The 14,434-nt window shown below is 35.2% G+C and carries 12 protein-coding genes; 9 read left to right on the top strand and 3 right to left on the bottom strand.

Annotation, left to right across the window (positions count from 1 at the left end):
- Positions 1–2: 2 nt before the first annotated feature.
- Positions 3–458 (top strand): GNAT family N-acetyltransferase, encoded by a 456-nt coding sequence (locus ABX784_RS00440; protein ID WP_372651284.1) that lies wholly within the window; start codon positions 3–5, stop codon positions 456–458.
- On the opposite strand, the gene ABX784_RS00435 is transcribed toward ABX784_RS00440, so the two are convergent.
- Positions 453–710 carry a NifU family protein gene (locus tag ABX784_RS00435; RefSeq protein WP_372651282.1) on the bottom strand — a complete coding sequence of 86 codons (258 nt, stop codon included), beginning with the start codon at positions 708–710 and terminating at the stop codon, positions 453–455. The genes ABX784_RS00440 and ABX784_RS00435 overlap by 6 nt on opposite strands.
- A 102-nt stretch (positions 711–812) precedes the next feature.
- Here ABX784_RS00435 and ABX784_RS00430 point away from each other — a divergent pair, with 102 nt between their 5' ends.
- On the top strand, positions 813–1,181 hold the full coding sequence (locus ABX784_RS00430; protein ID WP_372651280.1) for a response regulator: 369 nt from the start codon (positions 813–815) through the stop codon (positions 1,179–1,181).
- Here ABX784_RS00430 and ABX784_RS00425 read toward each other — a convergent pair.
- On the bottom strand, positions 1,178–1,891 hold the full coding sequence (locus ABX784_RS00425; RefSeq protein WP_372651278.1) for an RsmE family RNA methyltransferase: 714 nt from the start codon (positions 1,889–1,891) through the stop codon (positions 1,178–1,180). The genes ABX784_RS00430 and ABX784_RS00425 overlap by 4 nt on opposite strands.
- Positions 1,892–1,963: 72 nt before the next feature.
- On the opposite strand from ABX784_RS00425, the gene ABX784_RS00420 reads away from it, so the two are divergent.
- Both ABX784_RS00420 and ABX784_RS00415 read left to right on the top strand, forming a co-directional pair.
- Complete coding sequence (locus ABX784_RS00420) at positions 1,964–2,992, top strand: DEAD/DEAH box helicase (protein ID WP_372651276.1); 1,029 nt, start codon at positions 1,964–1,966, stop codon at positions 2,990–2,992.
- A complete protein-coding gene (locus ABX784_RS00415) occupies positions 2,989–3,789 on the top strand; it encodes a hypothetical protein (RefSeq protein ID WP_372651274.1) in 801 nt (266 codons plus the stop codon). The genes ABX784_RS00420 and ABX784_RS00415 overlap by 4 nt, the downstream gene beginning before the upstream one ends.
- Here the strand turns inward: ABX784_RS00415 and ABX784_RS00410 are convergent.
- A complete protein-coding gene (locus ABX784_RS00410) occupies positions 3,781–4,386 on the bottom strand; it encodes a hypothetical protein (protein WP_372651271.1) in 606 nt (201 codons plus the stop codon). The genes ABX784_RS00415 and ABX784_RS00410 overlap by 9 nt on opposite strands.
- A 149-nt stretch (positions 4,387–4,535) precedes the next feature.
- On the opposite strand from ABX784_RS00410, the gene ABX784_RS00405 reads away from it, so the two are divergent.
- The 5 genes from ABX784_RS00405 to ABX784_RS00385 all read left to right on the top strand — a co-directional run bounded on the left by ABX784_RS00405 (position 4,536) and on the right by ABX784_RS00385 (position 14,362).
- A complete protein-coding gene (locus ABX784_RS00405; protein ID WP_372651269.1) occupies positions 4,536–7,562 on the top strand; it encodes a hypothetical protein in 3,027 nt (1,008 codons plus the stop codon).
- A gap of 38 nt (positions 7,563–7,600) precedes the next feature.
- Positions 7,601–9,310 (top strand): ABC transporter ATP-binding protein, encoded by a 1,710-nt coding sequence (locus ABX784_RS00400; protein WP_372651267.1) that lies wholly within the window; start codon positions 7,601–7,603, stop codon positions 9,308–9,310.
- A gap of 95 nt (positions 9,311–9,405) precedes the next feature.
- Positions 9,406–10,728 carry a glycine--tRNA ligase gene (locus tag ABX784_RS00395; protein WP_372651265.1) on the top strand — a complete coding sequence of 441 codons (1,323 nt, stop codon included), beginning with the start codon at positions 9,406–9,408 and terminating at the stop codon, positions 10,726–10,728.
- 62 nt (positions 10,729–10,790) lie between these two features.
- Positions 10,791–13,460, top strand: coding sequence for a pyruvate, phosphate dikinase (gene ppdK, locus ABX784_RS00390; RefSeq protein WP_372651263.1), 2,670 nt, complete (start codon positions 10,791–10,793; stop codon positions 13,458–13,460).
- A complete protein-coding gene (locus ABX784_RS00385) occupies positions 13,457–14,362 on the top strand; it encodes a hypothetical protein (protein ID WP_372651261.1) in 906 nt (301 codons plus the stop codon). Before ppdK ends, ABX784_RS00385 begins: the two co-directional genes overlap by 4 nt.
- Positions 14,363–14,434 lie beyond the last annotated feature (72 nt).

Raw genomic sequence — 14,434 nt, 5'->3', positions numbered from 1 at the left:
TATTGAAGTTAAAAGTATCTAATCAATTTAATCCTAAAATAATCAAAAATCTTTATAGAAACGAAAAAGACCTAAAGCTTGCTTATCCTACAGCGAGCTTTCCAATTAATATCGATGAATGGAATTCTTGGATGAGTAAAGGTGAGTCTAAGAACTTTTCTCTAACTTGGTTTAGAGATGAAGCTCCAATCTCTCACATTGCAATTATGAGTTATATTGTAGATCCCGGTTTAGTTTATCTATGCTTTTTTATAATAGATGATGAATTTCGTGGCAAAAAATTAGCAAAAGAAATTTTAGAAAGTGTTTATAGTTTTGTTCGCAAAGAACTTAGAAAGAATGAGCTATGGCTTGTTGTTGACTCTAAAAACAATAAGGCCTTCAATTTATATAAAAGAGAAGGCTTTGAGATTATTGATAATAGGCCTGCAGGTATTCGAATGAGAAAAAAGTTATGAGAAGTAAGGCTTTTCTCCTGACTCATGATCTGTAAGATCAACAACTTCTTCAATTTCAGGAAATGCTTGTTTGATCATTCTTTCAATTCCATCTTTTAATGTAGCACTAGAGCTTGAGCAGCCCTGACATCCACCACTTAATTTAACAAATAATTTTCCATTATCTATATCTATAATTTCAACATTTCCACCATGCGCTGCTAGTGCAGGTCTAACTTGTTCATCGAATAAGGTTTCAATTTTTCTAATCATATATTCTCCGAGAATTTTGATTTTATCTTGTTCCTTTTACTATTATATCAATTTATTGGCCATAGGCTTATAAAATACTGAAATTTAAGTTAATATAAATATATGAAAATATTAATCGTTGATGATGAGAGCAAAATCCTTGATATCCTTGAGGAATGTCTAAATACAAAGTATATGTGTGACATAGACAGAGCAGATAATGGGTTAGACGCATTTATTCTATGTCAGGATAATAAGTACGACTTTATCGTTACAGACCATAAAATGCCATTTATGTCTGGGGCCGCCTTGATATCTGGTGTTCGAACTAGGGTTAATATGAACCAAAAAACACCTATCTTGATGCTCACAGGATTTTTAACAGATCAGCTAAGAGAAAAAGTGGGAATTGAGAGCGTAGAGTTTATGCCTAAGCCCATAAATCTTAAGCACTTCTTAGAGATTGTAAGTTCATACGTTTATAAGTATTAGAGACGTAGCATCTCTAACTGGCCTACAGAAGTGTAAACAGCGTGTTCAACTCTGAGTACTGACTGGCTAATTTTGATAGGAGAGAATCCGGCCTCTAGTAATAGAGACTCCTCTTTCTTTGTCCAACCTCTTTCGGGGCCAATTGCTAGCAATGGGTTTTGAAGCTCTGACAATTCTAATTCTTTAAATGTATTCACAGTATTAAGCGAAAGAAAGAATTTATTCTTATGAGATTTATACTTCTCAAGATTTAAGTATTTACTCAGAGAGAACTCAGGAAGATGAGAGTAGACTTTTGATTGTGCTAATCCATCTATTAAAAATGTTTGATAGCTTGAGTCTTCATATATTTTGGATTGAGCATAACTCTTTTCTGAGAGCTGTGCTTTAAATAAGTTAAATGATGCTGCACCTAGAGTTGTTGAATGTTCTAGTACTTTCTTGATTGTTTGTGGACGACTCAGCCCTATTAGAAGGTGAAACCAGGGAGATTCATTCTTGATTTGATCTAATATTTTAAGAGTGCAGTTAAATTCTTCTAATTTTGTAATTTCTGCTTTGTAGATACCTTGATCTAGAATCGTTATTGTAAGAGTATCTGAAACTTTGGATTTTAAATGAGTATGTAAATGACCTAATCTCTTCTTATCATTGAAGATAATTTCAGCTTGATCAATTATTTCGTCTTTAAAGAAGCAAATACTGTTCATTGGTCCAAGTTTGTTAAGTGAATCTACCTAGCTTTCATACCTAAAATAGATGTTTCTTGCAAAGAAAAATATATGAATAAGGAAATCAATATATTACCCATTGTTGAGACTAAGAATACATTTACTTTAATGCTTGCCCCTCCAGGTTGGGGAAAGACAACTCTTGTTCTTGATTTATATGAAAAGTATGACGGACGAGTTGTTTTTATCTCACCATTGAGAGCTCTCGCTGAAGAGTTTTATAAGAGGGCTGTCGGACTTAAAAATATCCTCTCCTTGAGTCATGTCGATGCATCTAGTGATGAGTTTAAGAGTTTCTCGAGCAAGAAGAAAGGACTTCTGATCTGTACTGCTGAGAAGCTTTCTAGTGAAATGATAGAGAAGTACTCCTTAGAAAATACTCTCTATATCTTTGATGAATTCCATCTTTTCTATTATTGGGGTCAGTCATTTCGACCACTTTTGTGGGAGAGAGTTATGGAGGTGTCCAATAATCAAGGACAGATTCTAGGGCTAACCGCGACAATGGATAAAGATCTTTTAGAGCTTTGGCAAAGAGACTTTTCCCTTGGTCTTGAGAGTCTTTTTTTAATTAACCTTGGAAATCAAAGGTTATTGAATAGTCCTGCAAAAATAAATAACTATTCTCTATTAGGAGAAAAGGTATTTAATAGAAGTTTCTTAAGGTCATTAGAGATGAATAGAGAAGGAGGAACTATTCTTTATTTTTGTAGAATGAGAAGGGACGTTGATAGGTGGATAGATTTTTGCCGAAGAAGAAAGATTGTTGCAATAGGGTGTATTGGTGGTGAAGTAGATCAATTCCTAAAAGACCTGGAAGAGAATCCGAGTCCTCGATGTATCTTCTCGACTTCGGCACTAAGCCATGGTGTTAACTTACCAATAATAAAGGGCGTTTTCTTAAGTTATCCTATTGAAAATAATGACTTTTGGATTCAAATGGTTGGACGAGGAGGTCGAGATGGTTCGGTATATGAAGTTCATGAAATGGAGAAAAAAGAATGGAGATCAATTAGGAATTCATTTCATTCTCTGGTACTTTTATTGAGAGATTTTCTCAATATTAGGATGAATATATGATTACCAAGCTTGAAGGAATAATTCTTTCAAAACTACCATTTAAAGATCGGCACTTGATATGTCGCTTACTACTTAGAAGTGGTGAGAAGATATCTGTCATCTTTTACGGTGGCCAAGGTGGCGGAACAAAAAAGAAAAGTTCTTTTCTGGAGCTTGGGCATTTAGTAAAGGTAGAACTAACAAGAGCAAAGTCAAATGCTACGATCTATTCAGTTAAAGAGTGGACATTGTCCTGGCATCATAAGGGAATAAGAGAAAATCATAGAGCATTTTATTTAATGTGCGCATTTCTAGAGATATCAGATAAGTTAGTCGTTGAAGCAAATTTATTTGAGAGTCTGTATCATGAACAATTAGAGAAAGACTCAATGTTTAAAGTTCTAAGTAATGCTATTTTTTATTTAGAGAAAAAAGTGCTTCAAGGTGAGCAATTTAGCTCAGATCTTTTTATTTTCTTAGGAAAAACACTTATTGATCAAGGAGTATTTCCAGAGAGAAACAACTGCGTTCTTAGTGGTGTAGACCTTAGTTCAATAAATGAGATTGCTATACTAGATGAGCAGGGTGGATTTGCTGATATAAGTTGTCTTAATCAAGATATGTTAGATTTGAAATTAAATGGTTCTCAGGCAAAGTTAATGTGGAATTATCTTTGTCTCTTGGCCATGAAAAAATATGACCAATTACAAGATTTTGATGAAGTTCCAATTCTATTTTCTAATAGGCTTATTGATTATTTGTGTTATCAAGTTCAAATTTCAAGAACTGATTTTAAAACTTTTTCTCTATTATTTTAAACATTTTAAAGAAGTCAGGATTTTCTTTAATGTCTTTCCATGTTCTTTATTCTGTTCCCAAGTCATAAGAGTTGAAATATTGAATAGTTCATTATTGCAATTAAAGAAATATGACTTCTCTAAAAATAAATCATTCTTGATAGTGTAGGAATACCCAATGGAATGTACTTCAGGTACATTTTTCCATTTTGAAACTCTGTACCCTGTAAACCTTACGACTTTACCTTTATTCTTTTTAAGCCACTTGAGTCTACCCTTTTTATAAGAGTTCTCATTATCTTGCAGCTCTTTCTTATCAAAAGAGAAGTTTTGAATATCTGTGTTATTTATTGATATTACGGCCCTTCTCTCATTCAGTACTGGGCCAAATAAAGTTAGGGGAGTGTTAAGGAAGTTAAAGGCGTGTTGCCAATTTTCTGGGTAGTATAAACTTATCTTATTACGACCTACTGGAAAGTTTTTTTCAGCCGCTAATATTGAAGTATTAGTTAAGAAGAATGTTAAGAATAGAAGTATTAATGAATACTTATGATTTAAAGAATGAATTTGTGTAAAGTTTGTTTTTTTCAAAATAGTTAAACCCGTTAATTTATTCATATTATACTTCGGATTCTATATTAAAATAATTAAAGAATTCTTAATTTATTTTCGATAGGTTCTTGGAGAAAGTTCTTTAATTTCATTTGTTTATAAAGAAAAAAAGTGTAATGACTATGGCTAAAAATATCCTATTTATAATATTATTAATGCAATCTTTTCTAAGCTTCGCTGATACAGAAGTGGATACATTTGTCGAGACTCTCGATAAGTTTGAAGAGTTTTGTATTGATCAAAATAATGAACTTAGAGAAGACGTCTATATTAGTGATGAGTTTTTTTCTTGTAGAGACACTTTAGATTATTTAAAAGTAGAATTTGATAATAGAGAAGAGTTGATGTCTTCCAATCCTGATGTTTATAAGCAGTTCCAAGACTGCGTTGAAGAGAGAGAAAATCCAAAGTTAGTTCCATTCCTAAATGAAGTTCAAGAAGTTACTGATAACGTCGCTTGTAATGAAAGTGAAAAGAAAGAATTTGAAAAAAGTTGTGGTAGAGCATGGGAGTGTAATAAGTTACGTGCGATTAAAGATGGGGCAGCAGTTTTGCCTAGTATTGTTAGAAAGCCAATTCAAAAATTTGTTAGAAATACAGTAAGAGAAAAAAACTACGATAGTGAATGTATTGCAGATGGAAAGTCGAACTGTATTAAAGATTTTGTTTACGCATTTGCTGCAAATCTTTGGTCAAGTGCTTCAAGTGTTTGGGATCTAGTTTCAAAAGGTACAAAGTCATTATTTGATATTGGTGGATGGTTTGATGATGAAGCAGATAAGCTTCATGCTAAAGCAATACAGAGTCAAAAAGATGTTGAAGACTTCTGGGATGATCCAGGGAAATGGTTTTCTAACTTAATAGATAATATTAAAAAAGGTGTAGATGACTGGGTAAGAACTTCTGTGTTCTGTGGAAAGTGGGAGGGGAAACCTCAATTCTCAAAGTGTCTTCAACCTCTTGAAAACTATGACTGTATTGACTGTGATGATAAAATTAATGCAACCTGTGTGGCGATTGGAGCAATATCATCTGAAGTTGGAGTGGCTTTTCTAACCGCTGGTGTTGGTACTGCAGCATCTTTAACAGCAAGAGCTGGTGCTAAAACATTAGCAGTCGTTGCTACTAAAGTATCTTCTAAAGTAAAATCAGTTGCTCCTTCATTTAATAAAACTAATAAGGTGAAAGTAGATAATAAATTTACCAGAGGTGTTGCAGCTGTAGGTGTTGGTATTAGTAAGTCAACTGAGGTTGCTAAGAAGATATACTCTGTTACATCAGATAAGGCCTTAAGAATAAAAGGTAAGATTGATAATATCTCAACTATTGTAAATGAAAGTAAAGTGGTTATGGTTACTAAGGCGATAGTAGAGAAAGGAAATATACCTGGTCGAATAAGTGAGAAGATTGCTGAAGCTGGAGTTTTAGTAGGAGCAAAAGCTGTCTCTAAGGTAGGGAAAGGATCAGTAAAAGTTGATGCAGATAAAGTCGTACGAATCGCTGAGAAGGCTAAAACTTCAGAGAAAGCACAACAGATCTTAAGTAAGAGAACTCATGAGAAAAGTCGACTCTCTGGTCATAATGCCAAGGCAACTTCTTTAGTAAAAAGAGGTGAAAAAGCTTCTGGAGGGTCTAGTCATGTTAGTGGCGAAGGGCATATCTCATCATCATCATCATCTTCGTCTTCCGAATCATCTTCTTCACCAACTCGTAGGACTGCTTACGACGACAGAGATTATACTAAGCGTGAGAACCAAGTAGCTCGTCAGGAAAGACCAAGTAGGCCAGAGAAGAGCGAGAAAAAGATTACTAAAAAGACAAAGGCCGAAGAATTACAAGAAAGAAGAGAGAAGCTAGAAAATAAAAGAAAAGAAGTTGCTGAAAGAAAAAAAGAAGAAAAGAAAAAATTAGCAGAGGATAAGAAGCACGAAGAGTCAGAACATGAAGAGAAATCTAGTTCAAGTGTAACTAAGACTGCTGTGGCCGCATCATTAAGTTCTCATCTTGTTGCCAAGGGACTTGTAATGTCTTCTGAACAAGCAGAGAGAGAGGCCGAGGCCATCCAAGATATGGCAAATGGGAAGTCGGAGAGATTTACTGAAAGCTTATCTTCAGCAAAAGAGGTTCTTGGTGTTCAGAAAGTGAGTGCTTTTTCTAAGGGAGCTCTTAAGCAAGCAGAGGTCGTAAAGAATATGTACTCTGAAGAAAATAGAGATAAAATTGTCTCTGAGATCCAGAAGTCTAATTCAGATCTAAGCCAGAGTGAAGCAGATGAAATTTTCAATAATAGACAAGGTGAAGTTGGAAAAGCTTATGACTACATTGATAGATTACAAAAAGTAAGTAATAGACCTACAACTACTGCTAAGCGATCAACAGCTAAGAGTGAGTTAAAGAACTTGGGAAGAAGAAATGAGCTAAGTAAACTGGACAAGGAGCTCGCTGCCTTATCTAAAGAGAGAGAGTCTATAGAGAGTGGCTTTTCTGAAGTACCTTCAAATATAGAGAATCAAGAATCCTCAATTGTTAGTAACGTGGTCCCAACTCCAGCTCAAAGTGCAATAAACTCTAGAGCTAGAGCAACTAAGGAAGTGGCAAGTAATGAGTCTAGTCCTGTAGGATCTTCTAGTGGCTCATCGAGTTCTCCTAGTTCTTCATCACCTCCGAGCTCTAATAATGGAGGCTCTTCTAATGATACAACTAGTTCATCAGCCAATGATTCAGTAGCTAAAGTTGGAAGTAGTGAAGGATTACCAGCAATTGTTGATAATGAATTAATTGAAGAGGCCATTGAAAATTCAAAGGATCCACTTGAATTGAAAGATGAAAAGAAAGAAGAAGAAAGATTGAAGAGAAGTAGTGGTTTAAAAGATCTATTAAGTAAAATTGGAAGTAAGAATATCAATATTGAGAATGGTGTTCTCTTTACTAGAAATTTAGCATCTATTAAGACTAGTACAGCTGCCACTAGAAATTTATTTCTTAAGTTAGCTCAGAAAGTTAAAAACTCTGAAGAAGTAGATAAGAAGTATACTTACTCAATTGGAAAAGAGAAGTTAGAGCTTTATCAATATCAGAATGAGACTTTTCATTTGAAAATTAATGAATCAGGAGTTGCTGAGCTTATTGATAATGAAGATGGGGCAAAGTTGATAAGTCGTTCATCATTTAATATTGATTAAGATATACTAAGTGAGAACTTTTTTGTTATGCTTTCGCAATGAAAGACTTAGTAAAAAATAAATTATTTCCATATATAGTTCCTTATAAAAGAAAAGTATTTGGTGCTTTTCTGCTCTCATTTGTTATCGCTGGTTTAGGTGGTGTTCAGGTTAGACTGGTTAAGCCAATATTCGATAATGGCCTGAAAGGTTATGCTTCAATAGATGAGGTTTTACTCTTAGCAGGCCTACTCGTCGTAGTTGGACTTTTACATTTCCCAAGCCGTTTCTTTCATTTTTACTGGTTGCGTTATATTTCGGATAGAGCAACTTTAAAAGTTAGAGAGAGAATTTTTCAAAAGCTTCAAAAGTTACCAGTATCTTACTTTGCTCAGAAAAAGCAGGGTGAATTAATTTCAAGTATCTTAAATGATACACAGATATTCTCTTACGGTTTTAAGGCCGCTTTAGATGTTATTAGGGAGATGCTTAAGGCCATAGTCTATTTAGCAATGGCGTTTTGGAGTGATTGGCAGTTAACTTTAGTTATATTTATTATTGCTCCTTTCCTCGCAGTTATCTTTAGTAAAAGTGGAAAGAAAGTAAGAGCAAATCAAGGAAGCGTTCAAGAGGAGCAGGCTCAACTAACTCACAATATTGCAGAAGGTATTCATGCTCAAAAGATTACAAAAGCATTTAATCTTCAGGACTTTGTAAATTCTCGATTTAGTAAGGCCCAGGAAAAGTTCTTCTCTGCACAGATGAGAACAACTTTTATTGAAGAGTTTGCTCATCCATTAGTTGAAATTGTTGGTACATTTGCTTTTGCAGGTTTAATTGTATTTGCTCATTATAGACTAAAAAATGGAACTACTATTGGTGACTTTATTTCATTTGCAACGGCACTTGCCTTATTTATGGATCCACTTAGAAAGTTCTCTCAAGCAAACGTTAAATTATCACAGGCCAAGGCTGCATCAGATAGGATATTTGAGCTTCTAGATACTCCTGATGAGCCTGATTATGGAAAGACGACTATTGATTCATTTAATGACAAAATTGTTGTAAAGGATTTAACTTTCTCTTATGGGGAAGGTGATGTGATTAAGAACTTAAACCTTGTTGTTAAAAAAGGTGAAAAGGTTGCTCTTGTAGGTCTCTCAGGGTCAGGGAAGTCGACACTCATAAATCTTCTCCTAGGTTTATACCCAGTCACTAAGAACGCTATTACTATTGATGGTGTTGATCTAAATGATCTAAAGCTTAAATCTCTAAGAAATTTATTTGGTTTAGTTAGTCAGGATATATTTCTATTCAATGACACAATAAAAGAAAATCTTCTTGTTGGCTCAGAGTTCTCAGATGAAGCGATTGAAAAATCTCTTGAAGTGGCATACGCAAAAGAGTTTGTTGATAAGCTACCTCAATTGACTAATACGCTGGTTGGAGACAGAGGAGCTCGTTTATCTGGTGGTCAACAGCAGAGAGTAACAATAGCGAGAGCATTCTTACAGAACACGGATATTCTCCTCTTTGATGAGGCCACATCGGCACTTGATAATGAGTCGGAAAAGCTTGTCCAGAAGGCACTAGATACAATTGGTGGAAATAAGACTGTTGTTGCAGTGGCCCATAGGCTTTCAACAATTCAAAATTTTGATCAAATTTATGTAATGCATGAAGGAAAGTTAGTTGAGCATGGAAATCACCAAGAGTTAATCTCTAGGGGTGGGGAATATGCTAAACTTTACGATCTGAGTCAAAGTTAGAAAGCTATTAAAAATAGGCTTAGAAGCTTAGACAGCCACGATTTACTGAGGTAAAATAAGCAAAATTTATTAAAGATTTTGTAGGAGTTATCTCAGTGTCAGAAAGTAATTTAAAATCAATGAGTGATCTCGTCAGCTTATGTAAGAGACGTGGATTTATATTTCAATCATCTGAAATTTATGGTGGTTTAGCTTCTTGCTGGGACTACGCTCCTTACGGTATCGAATTAAAAAATAATGTAAAGCAAAGCTGGTGGAAGGCGATGACATTTAGAGAAAATGTTGTTGGTCTAGATAGCTCGATTTTTATGCACCCAGATGTATGGAAAGCTTCAGGTCACGTTGATGGATTTAGTGATCCTATGGTTGACTGTAAAAACTGTAAAGAAAGATACAGAGAAGATCAGATAGATACTTCAAAGCCATGTGCTAAATGTGGTGCAACTGATTATACAGAGCCAAGAGACTTTAACTTAATGTTCAATACTCAAATGGGTGCAGTAACTGATTCTTCATCAACTGTATATTTAAGACCTGAAACAGCGCAGGGAATATTTGTAAACTTCTTAAATGTTCAACAAACAATGAGAAAGAAACTTCCTTTTGGAATTGCTCAAATAGGTAAAGCATTTAGAAATGAAATTACACCGGGTAACTTTATATTTAGAACTCGTGAATTTGAACAAATGGAAATGCAATACTTTGTTAAGCCAGGTACTCAATTAGATGCGATGGAAGAGTGGAAGAAGATCCGTTGGCAATGGCATATTGATAACGGAATTAGAGAGGAGAAGCTTCGTTGGGAACCGCATGGTCCAAACGATCTAGCTCACTATGCCGATGCTGCTGAAGATATTGAATATGAATATCCAATGGGCTGGGGAGAAATGGAAGGTATTCATTCTCGTACAGATTTTGATGTAAAGAGACACGAAGAGTTCTCTAAGAAGAATTTAAAGTATCTAGATACTGAAGATGGAAATAAGAAATACTTACCGTTTGTTTTAGAAACTTCTGTTGGTTGTGACAGAGCATTGCTAGCAATTCTTTGTGATGCTTATAGATTAGAGAATGAAGGCGATAAAGAAAATGAAAGAGTTGTGATGAAGTTTCATCCAAAAATGGCTCCTGTTAAGGTCGCAGTTCTTCCTCTCGTTAAGAAGGAAAAACTAGATACTCCGGCCAGAAAGCTTTTTGAAACTATTCAAAAGAACTATCAAACAGAGTATGACGTGGCCGGTTCAATCGGTAAGAGATATAGAAGACAAGATGAAATTGGAACACCACTATGTGTAACTTTTGACTTTGATACTCTAGATGATAATGCAGTAACAGTTAGAGATAGAGATACAATGGCTCAAGAGAGAGTTGCAATCGATCAACTGGATAAATATTTAAGAGATAAATTAGGTTTTTAATTCAAAGGAGCGTATTTCGCTCCTTTCTTTTTTATTAGTTTCAACCACCCAAGGAGGGTATTGTGGCAACTAAGAATAAATGGGTCTATGGTTTCAGTTCTTCAAAAACTGAAGGTAATAAAGCAATGAAAGATTTACTCGGAGGTAAGGGAGCAAACCTTGCAGAGATGTCTTCAATTGGCCTATCTGTTCCTCCAGGTTTTACTGTAACAACAGAAGCCTGCTTGGATTTTGTAAAAAACACCAACACAATAAACCAAGAAGTAAAAGACCAGGTCTTACTGGCATTAAAAGAAGTTGAAAAGTCATCTGGTAAGAAATTTGGTGATACTAATAATCCTCTTCTTTTCTCTGTTCGTTCTGGAGCAAGAGTTTCGATGCCTGGAATGATGGATACAGTTCTAAACTTAGGGCTTAACGATGATTCTGTAGAGGGTCTTGCAAAGCTAACGAATAATGCTCGTTTTGCTTGGGATTCATATAGAAGATTTATTCAAATGTATGCAAACGTTGTAATGGGATTTAATGTTGCAATTCTTGAGTCAACTCTTGAAGACTTAAAAGAAGCTAGAGAAGTTGAACTTGATACGCAATTAACAGCTGAAGATCTTCAAGAGCTAGTTGTTGTGTATAAGCAAATTATTTTTGAAGAAACAGGTGTTTCATTTCCTACGGATCCAATGGATCAACTTTGGAGAGCTATCTCAGCAGTATTTAGCTCATGGAATAATCCTCGTGCAATAAAGTATAGAGAAATAAATGATATTGGCCATGATTGGGGAACAGCAGTAAATGTTCAATCAATGGTCTTTGGAAATATGGGTGATGACTGTGCTACGGGAGTTTGTTTTACAAGAGACCCAAGTACAGGTGATAAGAAGTTCTTTGGAGAGTTTCTTATTAATGCTCAGGGTGAAGATGTTGTTGCAGGAATTAGAACACCTCAACCTATAAATGATTTATCAAAAAATGAATCAAATAAGGGACTCGTCACTCTTCAAGAGGCAATGCCTGTTGTTTATGATGAGCTTGTTGAAGTTTATACAAAACTAGAAATGCATTATAAAGATATGCAGGATATCGAGTTTACTATTGAAAATGATAAGCTCTTTATTTTACAAACTAGAAATGGAAAAAGAACTGCAGCTGCCGCAGTTAAGATTGCTGTAGATTTAGTGAATGAAAAAATACTTTCTAAAGAAGAAGCAATTCTTAAAGTTAATCCTGAAGACATAAATCAATTACTACATCCAAGATTAGACCCTGAAGCGATAAAAAATATTTTAGCTCAAGGTCTTCCTGCTTCTCCTGGAGCTGGCTGTGGTGTAATTGCATTTACTTCTGAAAAAGCGACTGCCCTAAAAGAGAGTGGCGTAAAAGTAATGCTTGTTAGGCAAGAGACAAGTCCTGAAGATATCGCTGGAATGGTGGCATCTGAAGGGATTTTGACCGCTAGAGGTGGTATGACTTCTCACGCAGCTGTTGTTGCTAGAGGTATGGGGAAACCTTGTGTTGCAGGATGCTCTGAGCTTCAAATAGATTACTCAAAGCTTACATTGAAGATTAAGGGAAGAGAATTTAAAGAAGGTGACTTCCTAACAATTGATGGAGCTACTGGAGAAGTTATTGAAGGTGAAGTTCCTACAATTCCTGCAGAGATCTCAGAAGACTTCTCATTATTTATGAGTTGGGCAGATGAATTTAGAAAACTAGAAATTAGAACTAACGCAGATAATCCTGAAGATAGTATCACGGCAAGAAATTTTGGAGCAGAAGGGATTGGACTTTGTAGAACAGAGCACATGTTCTTTGAGCCAGAAAGAATTCTCGCTGTTAGAGAAATGATTTATGCAAAAGAACTTCAAGAAAGAGAGAAGGCGCTAGCTAAGTTACTACCTTTTCAAAGAAAAGACTTTGTTGGCATTTTTACAGCTATGAACGGTAAGCCTGTAAATATTAGACTATTGGATCCTCCTCTTCATGAATTCCTTCCTCATACTAAAGAAGATAGAGAAACTCTTGCTGAGTATTTAGAAGTAGATGTTAATTTAATTGATGAACGTTGTGAGCAATTACATGAGTTCAATCCAATGCTTGGACATAGAGGCTGTAGGCTTGGAGTTACTTTTCCTGAAATCTACAGAATGCAGACAAGAGCAATAATAGAAGCTGCTATAGAATGTAAAAAGAATGGTATTGAAGTATTACCGGAGATTATGATTCCTCTTATTTCACTTAAAGGTGAGTTAGTTCTTTTAAAAGAAGAATGTATTAATGAAATTGATTCAATCTTTAAAGAGCTTGGAACAGAAGTTAAGTATAAACTTGGAACTATGATAGAGCTTCCAAGAGCGGCCATCACTGCTGGTGATATAGCCCCTGAAGCTGATTTCTTTTCATTTGGTACAAATGACTTAACTCAAACAACCTTTGGCCTATCTAGAGATGATTCAGGAAAGTTTCTTCCTGAGTATGTAAATGGTGGTCTTATGGCCGTAGACCCATTTGTCTCTCTTGATAGAGAAGGTGTCGGATTCTTAGTTAACCATGCATGTGTAGAAGGAAAGAAAGCGAACCCAGGTATTCATATGGGAATTTGTGGTGAACATGGTGGTGAGCCTAGATCAATACAATTTTGTCATGAGATTGGATTAGACTATGTAAGTTGTTCTCCATATAGAGTTCCAATTGCTAGATTAGCAGCAGCACAAGCAGCTCTAAGAGATAAATGAAAGAAATTGAAAATATTGTAAAAAACCTTATGCCAAATCAGCACTTCGACTGCATTGCAGTTGGAGTGATTGATTTTAAAAAGAAAGAATATGATTCACTTGAGTGGCATGGTGGTGAGTTTGTGAATAAGTCTGGAAAGTATTTCTTCGACCTTGCCTCTCTGACAAAGCCTTTAACACTTGCTAGCTCATACTTAATTGATCCTACAAAGTTTAATAGTGATATGATTCTCTTGTTAAATCATAGAGCTTCGTTGACCTCAGGAGGAAGAATCTCCTCTAAGAATTGGAGAGATTATATAAATAGTTTCTCTGTTAAAGAATCGCCAACTCTTTACTCGGATTACTCCGCCCTTAGAGCGATGCTTGAAATTGAAAATTCATATAAGAGAAAACTCTACGATATTTGTTCTGAATACTTTGATGAAGAAATGTTTCATTGGACAGAGCTTGAAGATAAATTAAGATCTCCAGTTACAGGGGTGAGGCATGGAAAGAAGATTCAAGGCGATGTCCATGACGATAATGCATATTATTTAAAAGAAAAGGTATCTCATGCTGGACTCTTTGCAAGTATTGATGGCATTTGTAAGAGTCTTTTAAACCTAGACAACTCTTTTGATTTATTATCTTTTATGGATCAAGCATTTCAAAATATATCTTATGATCGCTTCCTATATGGATGGGATACAGTATCTGATCCAAGCACGAGTCTTTCTGGAGCTGGTTGCTCAACATCTACTTTTGGTCACCTCGGATTTACAGGAACTTCGATTTGGATAGATACAAAGAAAATGAAGGGATCAATTATTCTAACTAATGCTACAAAGAGCTATTGGTATGACCGAAAAGGTTTAAATGAGCTTCGCCGTGAAATTGGTAAAGAGGTATGGGCCCAATAAAAACAAGTGTTTATTAAGTATTTGTCTAGTAAAGTAAATTCACTAAGTCACCGATAAGACTCCTAGACGGAG

It is taken from the genome of Halobacteriovorax sp. (genome assembly GCF_041587335.1).
Taxonomy (GTDB): Bacteria; Bdellovibrionota; Bacteriovoracia; order Bacteriovoracales; family Bacteriovoracaceae; genus Halobacteriovorax.
The sequence above is the reverse complement of the archived record's forward strand: the minus strand, read 5'-3'. Positions and strand labels throughout refer to the sequence as shown.